The sequence below is a fragment of the Salinibacterium sp. NG253 genome (genome assembly GCF_015864945.1).
Lineage (GTDB): Bacteria > Actinomycetota > Actinomycetes > Actinomycetales > Microbacteriaceae > Rhodoglobus.
Genome location: NZ_JADYWF010000001.1, coordinates 1,727,600 through 1,745,918, shown reverse-complemented (window position 1 = coordinate 1,745,918; position 18,319 = coordinate 1,727,600). Strand labels below are relative to the sequence as shown.

Annotated in this window: 20 protein-coding genes and 1 pseudogene; 13 read left to right on the top strand and 8 right to left on the bottom strand. The window is 62.2% G+C overall.

Annotation, left to right across the window (positions count from 1 at the left end; genetic code table 11):
* Positions 1–8 precede the first annotated feature (8 nt).
* From I6E52_RS08335 to I6E52_RS08325, 3 genes are all read right to left on the bottom strand, one after another.
* Positions 9–656 (bottom strand): heme oxygenase (biliverdin-producing), encoded by a 648-nt coding sequence (locus I6E52_RS08335; protein ID WP_197156282.1) that lies wholly within the window; start codon positions 654–656, stop codon positions 9–11.
* Between the two features lie 113 nt (positions 657–769).
* Positions 770–1,303, bottom strand: a complete 534-nt coding sequence (locus I6E52_RS08330; protein ID WP_197156280.1) for a hypothetical protein — start codon at positions 1,301–1,303, stop codon at positions 770–772.
* Positions 1,304–1,355: 52 nt separating this feature from the next.
* Positions 1,356–1,763, bottom strand: coding sequence for a DUF4383 domain-containing protein (locus tag I6E52_RS08325; RefSeq protein WP_197156278.1), 408 nt, complete (start codon positions 1,761–1,763; stop codon positions 1,356–1,358).
* Between the two features lie 186 nt (positions 1,764–1,949).
* Here I6E52_RS08325 and I6E52_RS08320 point away from each other — a divergent pair, with 186 nt between their 5' ends.
* Both I6E52_RS08320 and I6E52_RS08315 read left to right on the top strand, forming a co-directional pair.
* The gene (locus tag I6E52_RS08320) at positions 1,950–3,092 is read left to right on the top strand and encodes a mandelate racemase/muconate lactonizing enzyme family protein (RefSeq protein ID WP_197156276.1); all 1,143 of its coding nucleotides are present in this window, start codon (positions 1,950–1,952) and stop codon (positions 3,090–3,092) included.
* A gap of 65 nt (positions 3,093–3,157) precedes the next feature.
* Positions 3,158–3,919 (top strand): FadR/GntR family transcriptional regulator, encoded by a 762-nt coding sequence (locus tag I6E52_RS08315; protein WP_197156274.1) that lies wholly within the window; start codon positions 3,158–3,160, stop codon positions 3,917–3,919.
* A gap of 55 nt (positions 3,920–3,974) precedes the next feature.
* On the opposite strand, the gene I6E52_RS08310 is transcribed toward I6E52_RS08315, so the two are convergent.
* Positions 3,975–4,274, bottom strand: a complete 300-nt coding sequence (locus I6E52_RS08310; RefSeq protein WP_197106821.1) for a DUF2470 domain-containing protein — start codon at positions 4,272–4,274, stop codon at positions 3,975–3,977.
* Positions 4,275–4,345: 71 nt separating this feature from the next.
* Between I6E52_RS08310 and I6E52_RS08305 the strand changes: the two genes are divergently transcribed.
* Entirely contained in the window at positions 4,346–6,328 is a 1,983-nt protein-coding gene (locus I6E52_RS08305; protein ID WP_197156272.1) for a heavy metal translocating P-type ATPase, read from the top strand.
* 76 nt (positions 6,329–6,404) lie between these two features.
* Here I6E52_RS08305 and I6E52_RS08300 read toward each other — a convergent pair whose 3' ends face one another.
* Both I6E52_RS08300 and I6E52_RS08295 read right to left on the bottom strand, forming a co-directional pair.
* Complete coding sequence (locus tag I6E52_RS08300) at positions 6,405–6,599, bottom strand: SDR family oxidoreductase (RefSeq protein ID WP_374059096.1); 195 nt, start codon at positions 6,597–6,599, stop codon at positions 6,405–6,407.
* Between the two features lie 491 nt (positions 6,600–7,090).
* A complete protein-coding gene (locus I6E52_RS08295; RefSeq protein ID WP_197156270.1) occupies positions 7,091–7,450 on the bottom strand; it encodes a hypothetical protein in 360 nt (119 codons plus the stop codon).
* Positions 7,451–7,633: 183 nt separating this feature from the next.
* Here I6E52_RS08295 and I6E52_RS08290 point away from each other — a divergent pair, with 183 nt between their 5' ends.
* From I6E52_RS08290 to I6E52_RS14615, 3 genes and pseudogenes are all read left to right on the top strand, one after another.
* A complete protein-coding gene (locus tag I6E52_RS08290) occupies positions 7,634–8,791 on the top strand; it encodes a pentapeptide repeat-containing protein (protein WP_197156268.1) in 1,158 nt (385 codons plus the stop codon).
* Between the two features lie 58 nt (positions 8,792–8,849).
* Entirely contained in the window at positions 8,850–9,041 is a 192-nt protein-coding gene (locus tag I6E52_RS14620) for a recombinase family protein (protein ID WP_374059103.1), read from the top strand.
* A gap of 25 nt (positions 9,042–9,066) precedes the next feature.
* A pseudogene (locus I6E52_RS14615) lies at positions 9,067–9,477 on the top strand (recombinase family protein); the annotation flags it as partial.
* Here I6E52_RS14615 and I6E52_RS08275 read toward each other — a convergent pair.
* Both I6E52_RS08275 and I6E52_RS08270 read right to left on the bottom strand, forming a co-directional pair.
* Entirely contained in the window at positions 9,474–10,223 is a 750-nt protein-coding gene (locus I6E52_RS08275) for an SDR family oxidoreductase (protein ID WP_374059102.1), read from the bottom strand. The pseudogene I6E52_RS14615 and the gene I6E52_RS08275 overlap by 4 nt on opposite strands.
* 47 nt (positions 10,224–10,270) lie before the next feature.
* Positions 10,271–11,293 carry a zinc-binding dehydrogenase gene (locus I6E52_RS08270; protein WP_197156264.1) on the bottom strand — a complete coding sequence of 341 codons (1,023 nt, stop codon included), beginning with the start codon at positions 11,291–11,293 and terminating at the stop codon, positions 10,271–10,273.
* A gap of 160 nt (positions 11,294–11,453) precedes the next feature.
* Here I6E52_RS08270 and I6E52_RS08265 point away from each other — a divergent pair, with 160 nt between their 5' ends.
* The 7 genes from I6E52_RS08265 (at position 11,454) to I6E52_RS08235 (ending at position 18,317) form a co-directional block, all read left to right on the top strand.
* On the top strand, positions 11,454–12,701 hold the full coding sequence (locus I6E52_RS08265) for a CaiB/BaiF CoA-transferase family protein (RefSeq protein WP_197156262.1): 1,248 nt from the start codon (positions 11,454–11,456) through the stop codon (positions 12,699–12,701).
* Positions 12,698–13,831 carry an extracellular solute-binding protein gene (locus I6E52_RS08260; RefSeq protein WP_197156260.1) on the top strand — a complete coding sequence of 378 codons (1,134 nt, stop codon included), beginning with the start codon at positions 12,698–12,700 and terminating at the stop codon, positions 13,829–13,831. Before I6E52_RS08265 ends, I6E52_RS08260 begins: the two co-directional genes overlap by 4 nt.
* Positions 13,831–14,286, top strand: coding sequence for a MaoC/PaaZ C-terminal domain-containing protein (locus tag I6E52_RS08255; RefSeq protein ID WP_231601800.1), 456 nt, complete (start codon positions 13,831–13,833; stop codon positions 14,284–14,286). Before I6E52_RS08260 ends, I6E52_RS08255 begins: the two co-directional genes overlap by 1 nt.
* 22 nt (positions 14,287–14,308) lie before the next feature.
* Positions 14,309–15,322 (top strand): LacI family DNA-binding transcriptional regulator, encoded by a 1,014-nt coding sequence (locus I6E52_RS08250; RefSeq protein WP_197156248.1) that lies wholly within the window; start codon positions 14,309–14,311, stop codon positions 15,320–15,322.
* Between the two features lie 21 nt (positions 15,323–15,343).
* Positions 15,344–16,315 carry an aldo/keto reductase gene (locus I6E52_RS08245; protein ID WP_197156246.1) on the top strand — a complete coding sequence of 324 codons (972 nt, stop codon included), beginning with the start codon at positions 15,344–15,346 and terminating at the stop codon, positions 16,313–16,315.
* Between the two features lie 111 nt (positions 16,316–16,426).
* Entirely contained in the window at positions 16,427–17,596 is a 1,170-nt protein-coding gene (locus tag I6E52_RS08240) for a mandelate racemase/muconate lactonizing enzyme family protein (protein ID WP_197156244.1), read from the top strand.
* Positions 17,583–18,317 (top strand): RraA family protein, encoded by a 735-nt coding sequence (locus I6E52_RS08235; RefSeq protein ID WP_231601799.1) that lies wholly within the window; start codon positions 17,583–17,585, stop codon positions 18,315–18,317. Before I6E52_RS08240 ends, I6E52_RS08235 begins: the two co-directional genes overlap by 14 nt.
* The last annotated feature ends 2 nt before the right edge of the window (positions 18,318–18,319 follow it).

The following is an 18,319-nucleotide window of genomic DNA, read 5'->3' as shown; positions in this document are numbered from 1 at the left end:
CGGCGGGGCTAGGCGGCCGCTTTTGCGCGCGACAGGTCGACGAACAAGTCTGTGTTGAACTTGTAGGCGGCGAGCACTTCGTCGATGACGCGGTCACGCTCGGCGTCATCCCACTCGACAGCGTCGAGCTGGTCGCGATACGTGATTTTGAACTCTTTGGGCTTGGCGATCTGGTCGAAAAGGTAGAAGCCAACACCGTTGGTTTCGAACCCGAACTGGCGCTGCATGAGCGTGCGGATGACTTGTCCACCCGAGAGGTCGCCGAGGTAGCGCGTGTAGTGGTGGGCGATGAACCCGCCAGCCCAGTCTTGGGCAGCAACTTCGCGCACGCGGGCCGCATAGGCGGCGGCAGTGGGGAGCGGAGCGATCTGGTCGCGCCAGTCGGCACCGATCAGAAACTCGAGGTCTGCTTCGATCGCGGGCAGGCGCGTGAGCTGCGAGGTGATGAAGGGCGCGGCAACAGGGTTGCTGGCAAAATGGTCGGCGGCTGCCTCGATGGCTTCGTAGATGAAGTAGTGCTGTGCCACTAGCGCGATGTAGTCCTCGCGGGTTCCTTTGCCTGTCATGAGATCTTTCATGAAGTCAGCACCTTCGCTGTCTCCGTGGCTCGACCAGGTGCGCTCACGAAGTGCTTGCGAGAAAGGAATTACAGCCACGGGGTCTCCTAGAAGGGGGTTAGGTGACCCTCACTCTAGTGGGATGCCTCGTGACCGGGCATCCTCCAAAAGTTGGTTAATCAGTCGGGAAAGCGCGAAGCGCGGGGGACCGCCTAGTGGCCGACGTGGCCCGGGATGTCGAAGAGGTCATCCACGTCATCGCCACCCGTACTAGGCCCGTTTATGGTGCCGAGGGCAGTGAGTGTGAGGGCGGAGACCACGAGAGCACCCACCACGAGGGCGGTGACGTAGCGTCCAACGCTGGGGGTGGAGGCAGCGGCGTCGGTGCCATCACTCACGCGACGGAAGTGCCGCGCAAGCGACCCCGCCACGAACAACTGGAGCACTGCCGCGATGCCCCAGGGGGCGACATCCAACACCGAACCGAGCGCCGCACTGTGAAAAGTGGATGCTGCTGCCACCAAAGCACCCCACGCCAGGAGCGGTGCCAGCGCAACGACGATCGCGGCGCGCGGCGCGGGCAACTGGTCGCGAGTGAAGGCAAGCAAGCCCCACCCGAGTTCAATCACACCGAGGATTCCGAGGGGCAATGCGAGCTCGACGGGGGCGCCAATGATGAGCGCACAGTGAATAACGCCGACGCCGATAGCGGCGAAGGCGAGCCAACTGCGAACAATGGCAGACACGCGATACCTTTCCAGCGCGTGAGCCGTTGCGGGTCACGCTTCCGCCGGCAGTTTAGGCGCTGACCCCGGTAGCGCGTTTGTCGGCACCGATGCCGACCAAGAGCAGGATTACGGCTGCCGCAAAGTGCAGGGCATTGTCGGCGGCGTTGAGCGCGAGCACGTTGAATTCGGAACCCACGAGCATCAGGCCAACAAACCCGAGCACCAGAAAGGCGAAGCCGATGGTGGAGTTGAGAGCCCGGGCGGCTGCGCGGTTAGCGAGTGCTGCCAGCAGGAGGACGGTGCCGATGATGATGTGAACAACGTTGTGGAAGCCATTCACGCTGAAGACGTCGGCGAGCAATCCCCCTTCGGTGGCAAAGAATTCGACCCCACCGGTGACGACAAAGCCGAGCAGGCCGATGAGTACGAAGAATGCTCCGACGATTGCTCCGAGCATGCGGTTGGGTGATCGAGTCATGATTGTTCCCCCTCGTGCGCACACTAGGTGAGTGCGCATCGTGTGCTCTCTATTCGTAGTCGCTACGAGCAACCCGCGCTAGGGGGAGGGGCAGGTGAATTTTCTCTCCAGCCCCGCTAGAACATATGATGTATGCTGTTTAGATGCAGTGGTTCACTGCGCACACAGCGATCATCAAAGGCGAAGATGAAGATTACCGGCTACCGCTGCCTCAGCAGCGTCCACAACTGGGGGCGGCCAGTCGGCGACGTGAACGGCTTCGTCGCCTCGGGAGTCACCGAGTTTCCGATCGTCTTGCTCGAAACCGACGTCGGCATCACCGGTGTCGGCACCGGTTCGCACCGCGACCTCGCCCAGATCTTTCCCGCCATTGAAGGCCAAGACCCTCGCGCGGTATCGGCCTTGTACGACCGGATGCTCGCCCAAGTCTTCAAATCAGGTCACGGTGGAGCCACATTCGGCGGCATCGGCACCTTCGACATGGCGCTCTGGGACATCAAAGCCAAAGCCCTCGGCGAACCACTCTGGCGATTGCTCGGAGCGCGCGACAAATTCGTGCCCGGCTACGCCTCGGGGCTCGACATTGCGCTCGACGATGATGCTCTTTCTGGCTTCTACTCAATGATGGCCGAGCGAGGCTACACCGCGGGAAAACTGAAGGGCGGCCGAGACCACGAGGACGACATCCGTCGCCTGAAGCTTGTCGAAGACGCGCTGAGTGTCAACGCCCGCAAACCCGGCCTCATGCTTGATGCGAATGAATCGTGGAACCTCAAGCAGGCGGAACGATTCATGGCCAAGATCGAGAACGAACTTGATCTTGCGTGGATCGAAGAACCGTTGCGCCGCTGGGATGCCGCGGGTCACGCCCGCTTGAGTCGCTCCATTCGCGCCGCTGTTGCCACCGGCGAGAACCTCACGGGGCTTGAACAGTACTCACCACTCTTCGACCAGGGCGGAATCGACGTCGTGCAGGTGGGCAGCGTGTGGGGCATCACTCACTTCCTCCGCGTCGCGCACGCCGCACACAGCCGCAACCTTCCGGTTAGCCCGGTAGGGCTGACCCTGAACCCCGCGTTGGCAGCCGCGGCCGCAGCCGTGCCCAACCACCTCACCGCTGAAGTGCAAGATGTGAACGCGCCCTTCGGTGTCACGATCGATCAAGAGTTCATCGATGGCGGAATTGTCGTGGGGGACACTCCTGGCGTCGGAGTCTCCATCGACGAAGAGGCCATTGCTTCGCAGGCAACAACCCATGCTGGATGGTTGGCGCCCGGCGGCCCCCACGTGCGTTCCGAGCGAGCAGGACTGCGGCTCGTTGGCGAGTAGTCCGGCGCAATGCCGGGCGGTGTGCCACAGCCCGGAGCGAAGATACGCTCCCCTATGCTGGGTGAATGGATCCTGTGAGTGCCGATGACGCTGCGCCCAAGTGGCTAGCCAGTGGTGAGGTCGGCCGTGCGCCGGCTGCTCGCCTGGGAGTTGCCGTCGTTCGTGAGCTCGTAGATTCGATCGTCACCGAGAAGGTTCCCTCGGGCACCACCCTGCCTCCCGAAGGCACCCTGAGTTCACACTTCGGCGTGAGCCGCACGGTTATTCGCGAGTCTGTAAAGCGGGTTGAAGAAAAAGGTCTGGTGACCGTCGCACAGGGTCGCGGAACCACCGTCAACCCGGCAAGTGCGTGGAACATGCTTGACCCGGTCGTGCTGTCGTCGCTCGTCGACAATGACGACACTCTTGGAGTGCTCGACGAACTCGCGGTAGTGCGCGGAAGCCTTGAATCATCAATGGCCGGTGCTGCTGCCACGCGCCGCACTGACGACGACCTTGCTGCCCTTCGTGCCCTTGTGGAGCGGATGGAAGCCACCCTCAGCGACGCCGAAGAGAACAACCAGGCAGACGCAGAATTTCATCGCCTCGTGATGGAGCAGTCGGGCATCCGCTTGGCAGCAAACATCACGGGAATCCTTTTCGACCGCGCGCTCTCGAGCAACCGATTTGTGGGTGAGCGCGCCGATGAAGGTTCACTACGCGTCACGCTCGCTGAGCACGTCGCCGTCTTGGATGCCATCGAGAGTGGAGACAGCACAGCCGCGTCTGAAGCGATGGCTACCCACATCTCGCGAGCGTGGCTGCGTCGCCGCCCCACCGCATCCTGACTTTCGGTCGCTGTGAGTCCCACCTTGCGGGCAGATCACCAATCGCGAGGGCTGGCTAGTGGGGGCGAGCCGGCACGCCGAGCTTTTCGCACGCGGCATCGTAGAGCTTCACGATCTCGTGGCGGATCTCCGCGCGCTCGGTGATCTCCGTGCTCCAGGGCACGGTCACGTGATGTTCGATGCCGTCGACATCCGAATATTGCCAGGTTCCCTCGGTGCCATCGAGCGACACCATGGCCGCAGAAATGGCGGAGGATTCCGCGAAGGCACGCACAATGAGCAGGTTGTCATCGTTGTGGTCGCTGTTCATGTGGGCGAGTACTGCGGACACAATTTCTTCACTGAAAGTAGTCACGGGTCTACGGTAGCTGGGAGTCGTTGGGTTTGGGGTTGTTCCATACCCTAGAGGGGTATAGCGTGGCGCCCATGGACCACTCGCATCACGTTGCCCAGTTCCGCCGCCTGTTCTGGATCATGCTGGTGATCGCGGTGCCCGTGACGGGTTTCAGTATGATGTTCTCCGAGATCATCGGCTACACGATCCCGGATGTCGCGGTGTTCCACTGGATCTCGCCAGTGCTCGGCACGGTCATGTATTTCTGGGGCGGAAAACCCTTCCTCACGGGCGGCTACTCTGAGCTGAAGTCGCGCAAGCCCGGAATGATGCTGCTGATCTCACTGGGCATTACGGTCGCGTATGTCGCCTCGCTCGCATCCACTCTTGGCCTCATCGACCAAGCCCTTGAGTTCTGGTGGGAGCTCGCGCTTCTGCTCGTCGTCATGTTGCTCGGCCACTGGGTCGAAATGCGGTCACTGGCTCAGACCTCAAGCGCACTCGATTCTCTTGCCGCTTTGCTTCCGGATGAAGCGGAGAAGGTTGAGGGGGACGACTTCGTCACCGTGCCGCCGTCTGCTCTCGTTGTGGGCGATGTCGTCATCGTGCGCCCCGGCGGACGAGTACCCGCCGACGGCGAAGTGATTGACGGTTCAGCCGAGGTTGATGAGTCGATGATCACGGGAGAGTCGCAGCCGGTTTCGCGCGGCGAGGGCGACCGCGTTGTGGCGGGAACCGTGGCTACCGATAACTCGATCCGAGTGAAGGTCACCGCGATTGGCGATGATACGGCGCTCGCGGGCATCACCAAGCTCGTTGAAACGGCGCAAAACTCCTCGTCGCCCGCCCAGCGCATTGCCGACACCGCCGCCGGCTGGTTGTTCTGGTTCGCGCTCGGTGCCGCAGCGATCACCGCCACTGTGTGGACCCTCGCAGGCAGTCCGGATGACGCGATCGTGCGCACCATCACGGTGCTTGTCATTGCGTGCCCGCACGCTCTTGGCCTTGCCATCCCGCTCGTTGTCTCGATCTCTACTGAGCGCGCGGCTCGCGCCGGAGTGCTCGTGAAAGACCGCCTTGCCCTCGAAACAATGCGCAAGGTCGACACCGTTCTCTTCGACAAGACGGGAACCCTCACGAAGGGCGAGCCCGCCGTCACTCACGTCGCGGCGGTCGGGGATGCGAGTGAAGACGAGGTTCTTCGACTCGCAGCGGCAGCGGAAAACGACAGTGAGCATCCGCTGGCCAAGGCGATTGTGACCGCCGCGAAGGAGCGCGAACTCGAACGAGTCGGAGCCTCGAACTTCAGCTCATCGAGCGGAGTTGGCGTCGAAGCTTCTGTCGATGGTGCGACGATCAGCGTTGGCGGGCCGAGCATGTTGCGCCAGCACGATCAGCAGCCCATCGATGTAACGACCGAGTGGGCGGCAGACGGCTCGATCATTCTGCACGTGCTCTCTGGCGGTCACGTGATCGGCGCGATCGGCCTCGCGGATGAGGTGCGCGAAGACTCGCGCCAGGCGATCGATGCACTGCACGCGCAGGGCGTCACCGTGGTCATGATCACGGGAGATGCGGATGCTGTGGCACAGTCGGTAGCCGCAGAGCTCGGCATCGACCGGGTGTTCTCGGGAGTGCATCCAGAAGACAAAGCCGGCAAGGTTGCCGAACTGCAAAAGGCGGGCGGCACCGTCGCAATGGTCGGCGACGGCGTGAACGATGCGCCAGCGCTCGCCCAGGCGGATGTCGGAATCGCGATCGGTGCCGGAACTGACGTAGCCATCGCCTCGGCCGGTGTTGTGCTCGCCAGCGACGACCCACGCTCGGTGCTCGCCGTGTTCGAACTCTCGCGCCGCAGCTACGCCAAGATGCGCCAAAACCTGTGGTGGGCTGCCGGCTACAACCTCATCTCGGTGCCCCTCGCTGCTGGCGTGCTTGCCCCCATCGGCTTCGTGCTGCCGATCTCCGTCGGTGCGCTGCTCATGTCAGCCTCGACCGTCGTCGTCGCGGCGAACGCGCAACTCTTGCGTCGCCTCGACCTGCGGCCCGAATCGGTGATCGCGCGCAAGGCCTGAGCTAGGCGGCCGAACTCCAGAAACAACTGTTGGTACCCACCGACGAGGATGGATGCCAACAGTGTGCGCGTGAGGTTTAACGGCCGAGCCAGCCGCCATCCACGTTGAGGATGGCGCCCGAGACGTAGTCGGAGGAGCGCGACGCGAGGAACACGGTGGCACCTGCGAGATCGCTACCGACGCCCCAGCGACCGGCGGGGATGCGGTCGAGGATCGCCTGCCATTCGGTGTGGCGCTCGCGGCAGACATGGGCGGAACGTTCGCCCTCCACGTCGCCCTCCACATCGACATCGGCACCCGCGGAAACGTGGACGACCCCCGCGACACCGCCTCGACCGACCCCTGGGACGGCAAGCTCTCCAGCGGTACTTCGACATCGCCGGCGGCACCACCACAATCGCGTCAGGACTTCACCTCGACGCTCGACCCGCAGAAGTCGCGCGCTGGATCACCGGACAAGCACGACGAACTGACTTCCTGGCCATCACCCACATCGCCCGCTAAGCGACTGCGGAAAGCAACCCAATGGACGCGCTGGAAAAATTCGGCCCCGAGCCGGTCAGTTCCGAACAAAAGAACCTGCGAAAAGCGATCGAGACGTGAGAGAGATCCACGCACACCGCGGCGACATTCGCGCTGCTCCTATAGAGGCATTTCGTATGACGGCCGGAAACTAATAAAGGATCCCCGGCACGAATCAAATCACAGAGTGGGTGTGTTGGGGTGTTTCTTATAGGGTGACGGTCGGCCAGGCTGTCCCAGTTATTTGAGCAACACGTTCAGCGTCACCAATGTGGCGGGGGCTCCAAACACCACCATGAAGAGCGACGCCACTGAACTCGCGTCCTCAAGCCATTTTCTCGAGGCCTCGCTGAAGTTGATATCTCGAGCGAAAGTGGTGGCTGCTGCCTTCACGAGAATGCATAAGAAAGTTGCGCCGCCTGTCCAGAGAGCAAAGTTGGGCTGATCTGTGAAAAAGAGGAGTACCACGATGAGTATCACGATGACCCCAAACGCGATCGCTGCGAGGATGATTGCGTTGAGGTCGCTTTCCTCTGGACTGGTCTTCGTTTTTTTTGCGTATATTTTCGTTTTTTTTGCGCTTAAGGGAGATTTGCTCATTGTGAAACTCTATTGGGTTAGCGTTACTTAGCCCCCCCCCCCCCAAAGAGCATCCCGTACACCGTTTCATAAACGGAACCAGAACATGGGGCTTTGGCTGATAGCCCGAAGTCGGTGTAGCGGCCCTCTAAAATCGCAAGAGATTGGCGGGTGAAGTGCTCGTCGCGGAAGCCGAGGTTGCTCGTGGAAAAAAGCGGGAAAGAGCGTTGGAGTTCTTTTTTTAAGAGAGTTAGGCGCCGTCGGCGGCTTCCGCTGCTCGTCGCCGTTGTCGTGGCTTTGTCGGTTGGTGCGGCAGTTGCGTTCGTTGCGTGGATTCTTCTAGAGCGGCTTCTAGGGCGCGACCCTGGCCAGCTCGCCACGGGCGACCTCCTTAGGTTGTCGCTCTACATCGCCGCCGGTGTTGGCGGGTTCGTAGCTCTCGTCGTCGCCTACCGCAGGCAGGATGATCTTGAACAGGGTCGGTTCGTTGAACGCTTCGGTGCGGCCGCAGCTCAGCTGGGTAATTCTGATCCTGCGATACGTTTGGCTGGCGTGTACGCAATGGCCGGAGTGGCTGACGAGAGCAACTCTGCCAAGCGCCAGCAATGTATCGATGTGCTTTGCGCATATTTACGTCTGCCCTATAGCCCGGCACTTAACTTGGACAATCAAATTGGTTATAGCAAGACTTCGGTTTCCGAGGGCTCCGATCGAGTGGAAGAAAACTTCGTCTATCGCCTCAACGACCGTGAAGTCAGACAAACCATAGTTGCGGTTATCGCGAATCGTATCGTTAGAGGTGCTGGCGTTAGCTGGTCGACCAGCGACTTCGACTTCGAAGGCGCGACCTTTGATCGTGCGGATTTCCACAATGCTGTTTTCAAAGCGGGTGCGGAATTTTCTGGGTCTAGGTTCAGCAACGACGTGAACTTTTCCAAGGCTTTTTTCGCGAATCGAGTGTCCTTCTTCGATGCGAAGTTTGGGGAGGATGCAGATTTCTCGAAGGCAACGTTTGAGGGCGGAGCATCGTTCGCTGAAGCGACGTTTGGGGACGGAGCGACCTTCTCAGAGGCGGCGGTTGGAAACCTAACGTCTTTCCGAGCCGCGATATTTGGGGACGACGCCAATTTCACGCAATCAACGTTCGGGCGTTCAATATCTTTCAGCAAGGCGACGTTTGGGGACGGAGCGGCTTTCCCTAAAGCAAGATTTGGCTCTCCTCCATATTTCGACCAAGCGACATTCGGCAACGATGTGGATATCACGGCAGTGAAGGTTGGCGGGCATGATTCGAAATACCTGTTAAAGGAGGCGTCGACGTTTGCGCTACGAACGGATCAAGAGGCTTCTACGGATTCCTGAACTGCGAGAAACTCGCTCTAGGGAAAAATACGCTCGCGTGTCCACCAATGAGCAAGACATGCAGCCAAAGCTCGGAGTTGATCCTCGCCGGATCTATGTCGACCAGGGACTGAGCGGCCGAAAACGCGAACGTCCGAGACTTCGTGGAGCGCTGGCGGCCTGCCACGAAGGCGCCGCTCTTGCTTTCTCCAAGCTCGATCGCCTGGGGGTGATCGCTTGTAGATCTCCGCGACGTCGCCCGTCAGGTTGAAGACAAGGGGGCTCAGCTCAACGTTGGGGGAGTGGTTTATGGTTCACGCACCCCCATTGGCAAGCTCATGTTCAACGTTATCGGCATGATGGCGGAGTTCGAGGCTGATCTCACTAGCCAGCGAACGAAAGCGGGAATCGCTGTCGCCAAAGCTCGCGGTCGATTGAGCGGGAAGCCGCCTAAGCTCAGCCCTCGCCAAGATGCCGCCGACCTGAAACAATACGAACAAGGCAGCGAGCCCATCGAGGACATTGCAATGAGCTTCAATCTCTCTCGGTCGAGCCCCGCATTCGCTTCTGTTGTAGCGTGTCTCACAGCTTCAGATGGCTATTTGACATCCACTGACGTGATCCGACTTCTACGCGCACAACCAGAAACAACTGTTGGCACCCACCGACGAGGATGGATGCCAACAGCGTCTGCGTGTGAGGTCTAGCGGCCGAGCCAGCCGCCATCCACATTGAGGATGGCGCCCGAGACGTAGTCGGAGGAGCGCGACGCGAGGAACACGGTGGCGCCCGCGAGGTCGCTGCCGACTCCCCAGCGGCCGGCCGGGATGCGGTCAAGGATCGCCTTCGAGCGGTCGGGGTCGTCTTGCAACGCCTGGGTGTTGTCGGTCGCGATGTAGCCGGGGGCGATCGCGTTCACGGTGATGCCCTTGCCAGCCCACTCGTTCGAGAGTGCCTTGGTGAGCCCGGCGATGCCGGACTTCGCTGCCGTGTAACCGGGCACGTTGATGCCGCCCTGGAAGCTCAGTAGCGACGCGGTGAAGATGATCTTGCCACGGCCACGCTCGATCATCGAGCGAGCGATGGCCTGGGTGAGCGTGAACTGGCTCGACAGGTTCACCTGGAGCACGCGATCCCACAGTTCGGTGGGGTGCTCGGCGGCGGGGGCGCGCTCGATGGTTCCGGCGTTGTTGACGAGGATGTCCACGTTGCGGGTCGAGAGTGTCTCGCCCAGCGCGGCTACGGCATCCGGGTCGGCAAAGTCGCACGCGATGCCCTCAAAGGTGCGGCCATACGAGGTGACAGCCTTTTCGATGTCGCTGCCCGAGGCCTCGATGGTGGCGCTCACGCCGATGATGTTGGCGCCGGCAGCGGCGAGTGCCTCGGCCATGGCGAAGCCGATTCCACGACGTGCGCCCGTGACGACCGCGGTGGATCCGGTGAGGTCAAACATGCCGTTCATGGGGTTGCCCTTCTCTGACGTGATCGTCTCTGTCGTGCTCACTTCTGGCCCGCGACATCCACGAGAATCTTCATCGCTTTGCCCGCAGCAAGATCAGCAAAAGCCTCGCTGGTTTGCGACAGCGGCACAATGCGCGTGATCAACAGCTCGGCCGGGATGACGCCGCTATCGATCAGCTCGATGGCCTTTTCAAAGTCGGTGCGCTGGTAAACGCGCGCTCCCATAATGGTGAGCTCGCGCCAGAAGACGCGCTGCAGGTTGATTTCGCGGGGCGTGGGGTGAATAGCGACGACCACGAGAGTTCCGCGAACCTTCGCAAGGTCGGTGGCGCCGAGCACGGCAGCCGCAGCACCCGAGACTTCGAAGACCACATCGGCACCGGCATCCGCAGTCCACTCGTTGACCCAGGCAACCTGGTCGACCTCGAGAGGGCTGATGGTCGTGAAGCCGAGTGCTTCGATCTGAGCTCGACGACCGGCGTCGATCTCGATGACCGCGACCTCAGCGCCAAATTCGCGGGCGACGGATGCGATGAGAACACCAATAGGACCACCACCGATGATCACGGCCTTGTCTCCGGGCACCAACTCCGAACGGCGTACATCGTGCACCGCAACCGCGGCAGGTTCAACGAGCGCGGCGTGATCGAGGCGCAACTCGGGCGGGAGGGCAACGAGCGTCTCGGCGGGCACATTCCACTTGCCCTGCAGGGCGCCGGGGGAGTCGATGCCGATGAAGTCGAGGTTCTGGCAGATGTGCTGGTTGCCGGCGAGGCAGGCGGGGCACGTGTTGTCCCACCAGAGCGGCATGACGGTGACGTGGTCGCCCACGTTCCACCCCTCAACGCCGTTGCCGAGAGCGGAAATGGTGCCGCTCATTTCGTGACCGAAGGTCAAAGGCAGCTGCACGCGGGCATCCATGTTGCCGTGCAGGATGTGCATATCGGTGCCGCACAGTCCGTTGTAAGCGACGGCGATTTGAACCTCACCGGCGGCCGGAGGCTTCGGTTCGTACTCTTTGACCTCAAGGCGTTGCTCGCCTACGTAACTCACGCTCAGCACTGGTGCGCTCCTTTGCGATTAGTGGACACGAAGGGTGGATGCGGGGCAACGACGGTGCTCGGCACCGGATGTCGCGGCCTGGTTCCCTTGCGTGTATTTCTGCGTCATACTAGCATGATCAAACGATTGTTCACGAGTATCAACAGAAGGCTGAACAGCAATGACTGACGACAACGGCGCACCAACGGAGTCTGCGCCAATGGACCGCCCCCTCGAGGGCATTCTGGTTCTGGACTTCAGCCAATTCTTGGCCGGACCAGTAGCCGCGATGCGTCTCGCAGACCTCGGCGCCCGCGTCATCAAGGTTGAACGACCCGGCACGGGCGACATCGGTCGCACCCTCGCTTTCGCCGGTCGAGAGTTCGACGGCGACACCGTTTCCTTCCACGCGATGAACCGCAACAAAGAGTCGATCACCGCTGACCTCAAGGTCGCTGACGACCTCGCCTACGTGAAAGAGCTCGTCGAGCGTGCCGACGTGATCATCCAGAACTTCCGCCCCGGCGTGATGGAACGCATCGGGCTCGACTTCGAATCGGTGCGCGCCATCAACCCCGGCATCGTCTACGCCAGCGCGACCGGCTACGGCGAAGAGGGTCCGTGGAAGGATCGTCCCGGGCAAGACCTGCTCGCTCAGTCGATGTCGGGCATCCCGTGGCTCAACGGCTCGAAGGCTGACGGCCCCGTGCCGGTCGGGCTCTCGATCGCCGACCACCTGATGAGCTGCCACATTGCCCAGGGCGTGACGGCACTTCTCGTGCGCAAGTTCCGCACCGGCAAGGGCGGGCTCGTGCAGACCAGCCTGCTCGAAGCGATGCTCGATCTGCAGTTCGAACTGCTGAGCACCAAGCTCAACGACGACACCATCACGGTGCAGCGCCACGGCGAACACTCGGCCCACGCCTTCTTGGCGGCGCCCTACGGAACGTATCCCACCACTGATGGTTACATCGCAATGGCGATGAACGCGCTGCCGAAACTGGGCGACCTGCTCGGCATGCCCGAACTGAGTGCGATGCACGACCCGCAACTGGCGTGGGATCGTCAAGAGTACGTCGAAGAGATTCTCGCGGCGCGGTTCGCGACCGGCACCACCCAACAGTGGCTCGACATTCTTGATGCCGGCGACGTGTGGTGCGCTCCCGTGCTCACGCTCGACGAGCTGTTGAACTCGGGCGGATTCGAAGCGATTCGGATGACGCAGCCCGTGAACCGCGGAGGCAACGAACTGCTCACCACTCGCAGCCCCATCCGCGTTGACGGCCAGATTCTCACGAGCACTAAAGCGGCGCCCACTCTCGGCGAAGATAACGACCGGATCCGGGCAGAGTTCCCGTCGCGTGCTGCTGCAAGCGCCGCCGGTGCCGCACCCGCCAGCGCCGCCGCGACCCAGGAGGCCTCCGCGTGAGCCCGACGATCGTTCGCGGAATGACCTGGGAACACGAGCGCGGCTACGGCAGCGTCGTGAAGGCCGCCGAAGCGTATCGCTCGGTTGCTCCCGATGTTGAGGTGCAGTGGGAGTACCGCTCACTGCAGGCTTTTGCCGACCAAGATCTGGAGAGTCTGGTCGAGCAATACGACCTGCTTGTGATCGATCATCCGCACATTCCGATTGCGGCAGAAGACAAACTCTTCACGCCCCTGAACGGGTGCGGCTTCGATGCAGAACTCGAGACCTTGGCCACGCAGTCGGTCGGACGCTCCCACGAGTCGTACCAGCACCTCGGGCAGCAGTGGGGCCTCGCGCTCGATGCTGCAGCGCAAGTTGCCGCGTACCGCCCCGACCTTCTCGACGAACCGCCCCGCAACTGGGATGAGGTGATGGCGCTCGCCGAGGAGGGTCGCGTGCTGTGGCCGTTCAAGCCCGTCGACTCGTACTCAAGTCTCATCACAATCGCGGCCGGACTCGGCGAAGATCCGATGGCAACGCCCGGCAGGTTTTTGTCGGAGGAGACTTTGACCCGCGCGATGGGGTTGCTCACGCGCTTGGCCCGCTTGGTGCCCGCCGACAACGCTGGCTTCAACCCGATTCAGGTTGCCGATGTGCTGGCTGAGAGCGACACCTTCGCCTACTCGCCCCTGCTCTTCGGATACACCAACTATTCGCGTGTCGGCTATCGCCCGAACCGCGTGCAGTACATCGACATCCCGAGCTCGACTCGTGGTGTTGCCGGTTCACTCCTCGGTGGTGCCGGTATCGCAGTGTCGTCACGCAGTCAGGTGATGGATGTTGCGATCGCCCACGCTTTCTGGCTCGCGTCCGGCCCCGTGCAAGAGGGGTCGTACTACGACGGCGGTGGCCAGCCCGGCAACGCGGTCGCGTGGGAAAGCGCGCGCACCAATGCCGACAGTCTCGACTTCTTCACCGGTACGCGCGCGACCCTCGAAGGCGCCTACATGCGCCCCCGGTTCGCGACCTATATCGAACTCCAAAATGCGGTCTCCCCGCTCGTGACCTCGGCCCTGCTCGGCGAGATCACAATCGCTGAACTACGCGAACGCCTCGATGCGGGCGTCGCAGAATGGCTGGTGCGCTGATGCTCACGAAAGACCGCTGGTACGACGACCACGAGGTGGGGGAGCGCCGCGAAACCGTCGGCCGCACCATCACCGAAGCCGACATCGTGCTGCACGCTGGCCAAACCGGCGACTTCTTTCCGCACCACATGGATGCCGAATGGATGGCAACGCAGCCCGCCGGTCAGCGCATCGCCCACGGCACGCTCATCCTCTCCGTCGCGGTGGGAATGACGGCAGGGGACATCAACCCGCAGGCCATGAGTTATGGCTATGACCGCATCCGCTTCATCCGCCCCGTCTTCATTGGGGACACCATTCGCGTGACGGCGGAGATCAACGAAATGTCGTTGCATGCCAAGCGACCGGATGAGGCGGGCTACCTGCACGAGCTGGTGACGGTGGTCAACCAACACGGCGATACCGTGATGGTGCTCACGCACCTGTATTTGGTCAATCGACGTACCAGCGAGTAGTTGCCCGAATACACTGGCTCTCATGGCTACTTTGAGTGATGTTGCGACCCGCGCCGGAGTTTCGGTGTCGGCGGTTTCGCGTGTGCTGAGTGAAAAACCCGGTGTGCGCGTGAGCGTAGCAACGCGGCAACGTATTCACGACGCTGCGAAAGAACTCAACTATCGCCCCAACTTCACGGCGCGGGCGCTCAAGTCGTCGCGCACTCATGCCGTTGGTCTTGTCGTGCCCGGTGTCACGAACGCCATCTTCGCCGAGCTGATGCGCGGCGTCGAAGAAGAAGCCAGAACGAAGGACTACATGGTGCTGATCGCTAGCACCGAACGGTTGCCCGAGGGCGAAGAGTCGATCCCGCGCCTCATGGGTGAGGGGCGCGTCGACGGCGTGCTCGTGCAGTTCGGCGACCACTTGAGTGGCGACGACCTGCGCACCGTGACCGACAGCGGCCTGCCCGTGATCTCGATCAACACGATCAACCCCGGCAGCGGCGGCTCTGTTCGTCTTGAAGATGAGGCCGGGATGCGCCTCGCGACCGAGCACCTCATCGAACTCGGTCACACCCGCATCGGCTACGCCGGCGGTGTGCCCACCTCGGAGTCGGGCCAACGTCGACTTGCTGGATTCCTCGAGGCGATGGCTGCGGCGAAGCTCACGGTCGAACCCGAACTTGTCACTGACTTTGGGTACTACCCCAAGCAGGGCGCTCAGGCTCTGGATGCCATGGCCGAGCTCTCGACCCCTCCCACAGCGGTTGTGGTGGCCAACATCAACGCCGCTCACGGTGTGCTCTCTGAGGCACGACGGTTGGGCATCCGCGTTCCTGAAGACATGTCGATCGTCGCCATGCACGACACGTGGACGGCCGAAATTGCGTGGCCGCCGCTCACTTGCGTGCGCTTGCCGCTGTACGAACTGGGTCGCGCCGCCATGGCGAGCCTGTGGGACAACATCAACTCCGGCATTGCCGAAGACCGCGTTATCGCCGATCCAGCACCGGAGCTGATCGTGCGCGAATCTACTGCGCCCCCGGCGCGCTAACCCTCCCTGGAGAAGCCAACAGTGAAGACCAGATCAACTCAGCGTGGACTTGAACTGACAGAGATCGGCCTCGGTGCCGCCCAGCTCGGCAACCTGTACCGCGAAACCACCGACGCTGAAGTTGAAGAGGGAGTCGCTGCAGCCTGGGACGCCGGGGTTCGATATTTCGACACCGCACCGCACTATGGTCTTGGCCTTTCCGAACGTCGCCTCGGTGAACAGTTGCGCGCTCACCCGCGCGACGAATACGTGATCTCGAGCAAGGTGGGCAAGCTCCTCGTGCCCAACCCCGGTGGAGAAGACCGGATGGATGACCAGGGCTTCGCCGTGCCCGCCGTCACCAAACGTCAATGGGATTTCAGCCGCGACGGCATCTTTCGCTCAGTCGAAGAATCTCTCGCCCGCGCCGGCCTCGACCACTTCGATGTGCTCTACATGCACGACCCCGATGACCACTTCGAGCAGGCGTCGACCGAGGGCATCGCGGCTCTCATCGAGCTGCGCGAACAGGGCGTGGTGAAGGCCGTCGGCGCCGGAATGAACGCGGCGGAACCGCTTGCGGAACTCATCCGCCGCGCCGATGTCGACCTCGTGATGTGCGCGGGGCGTTTCACTCTCATCGACGACACGGCGCTCGCCGACTTGTTGCCCCTTGCCGTCGAACGCAACGTCGGCATCGTCATCGCTGGCGTCTACAACTCGGGCTTGCTGAGCCGTAGCCGCCCCAGCCCCGACGCCACCTTCGACTACGGGCCTGTCCCACCGGCCATTCTTGAGCAGGCCAATCGTGTGGCCGACGCGTGTGAAGCCCACGGCGTCACGCTTCCCGAAGCCGCTATCGCCTACGTGCTGCGGCATCCGGCGGTCGTCTCGGTGGTCGTCGGCGCTCGCGGCGGAGACCAAGTGCGGTCGAACATCGAGCGGTACGCCGCCACGATGCCCGACGGTCTCTGGAGCGACCTCGAAGCTGCCGGGCTGGTTGCTGCGCTGTAGCTGCCTTTAACGACCGCTCTTTCGCGGATGCGGTCTTACATGCTTGTGATCAAACGATTGATCAGATACCGTAACCACTATCGCTCGCTAGTAGAAACGAGGCGCCCTTCCATGGGACCCACTGACACAGCCCTAACCATTACCGCCGTGCGCGCAGTGTTGCTTTCGCACCGGTACCAGCCCGGAGAAGAACTCACGTGGGTAGGAGGCACCATTTGGTCATGGGATGCCGCCCTCGTCGAAGTAACCCTCTCTGACGGAACCACCGGAGTTGGAGAAGCCGGAGCCGGCATTATGGCCGCCGCCGCCGTGCCCGGAATCGTCGACGCTTTCCGCCCCTACGTTCTTGACCACGAATTTGCTCACCCGCTCGAAGTCGCTGACCACCTCCGCGCCTACACCGCTTTCTGGGCGCGAGGCGGAATGCTCAACGGCGTTGCCGGAGCAATCGAAACCGCTGCAGTGGATGCCGTCGGCAAGCGCCTTGGCGTGCCCGCCTACGAAGTACTCGGTGGCCTCAAGCGCGACTGGATCGAGTCGTACGCCAGTGGCGGACTCGGCACCACGTTCGGCGAGGTTTCCGATTGGGCCGCCGCGCAGATCGAGGCCGGCTTCGGCACCGTGAAGTTCCGCGCCATGACCGACCCCGACACCACCATCAAACTGCTCGACCATGTGACGGCGCTGCTGCCCGAGGGCGTGCAGTTCGTCATCGACGCCGTGCAGGCCTGTGCCTCTGACCCGTGGCCCGTCGACGAAGCAATTCGCGTCGGCAAGAAGGCCGCTGAGCTCGGCGCCCGCTGGTACGAAGAGCCCTGCCAAGCGGATGACGTGGCTGGCTACGCCGCCGTGCGTGCCGCCGTCGACGTGCCGATTTCCGGTGTCGAATCCAACGGAACCGTGCGGGATTTCGCCCAACTGCTCGATGCGAACGCGCTCGATGTTGCCCAGCCCGACGTCACTTTCGTGGGAGGCCCCAAGGCTTTCGCGCAGGTCGCTGAGCTCGCTCACGCCACCGGCGTGAAGACCGTTCCCCACGTGTGGGGCAGTGGCGTCACCTTCGCCGCGAACCTGCACACCGTGCTCGCCAACCCTTACGTTGAGCTCTTCGAGTACTGCACCCTGCCCAACCCGCTGCGCGAAGCGATGCGAGTGGAAGAGGTCGAATTCAAGGATGGCGGAATCGTCGCTCCGAAGGCTCCCGGCCTCGGCATCCAGCTCACTCCCGAAATCGAAGCGCAGTTCCCGTTCAGCCCGGGAGGCGGCCATGTCATCCGCTAACGCAGCATCCGCTAACGCCGCGCCCGAAGCATCCGGAGCCGCAGCGCCCACGCCCGAAGCCGGCAACGCAGGTTTCACGCCGTTGCCCGGCGACGAGCGCCTCACGACCGCGATTCTTAGCGATTCGTGCGACGAATCCGGCCTGCGCAATCAAGTGCTCAACCAACGTTTCGCGCCAATCACTCCCGGCTCGCGCGCGTTCGGTCGCGCACGCACGGTGCGTTTTGCGCCGGCTCTCGAATCAGATCTCGATGACCCGTACAAGGAGTCGATCGACTTCATTGACGGCATCGGTGCTGGCCAGATGATTGTGATCGCTACCGACAACAGCAACGACTCGGGGTTCTGGGGCGAACTGTTCAGCGCGGCAGCACTGGGAGCGAAAGCATCCGGCGTCATCACTGATGGCAACCTGCGCGACACCGACAAGATCGCCAAACTCGGCTTTCCGTCGTTCTCGCGCTCGCGCCGCCCGATCGATTTCCGTGCGCGCATGCGGGTAATCGCGTCGGATGTTGTCGTCGAGTTGGCCGGAGTGCTCATTGCTCCTGGCGATCTTGTGATGGCCGATGACGATGGTGCTGTGGTGATCCCGCGGGCGCACGAAGAGGAAGTTCTCACTCGTGCTCGTACGCGGGCCGCCAACGAATCAACGGTTCTGGCTGAACTGCTTGCCGGAGATTCTTTGCGCACCGTATGGGAACGGCACGGGATTCTCTAAAC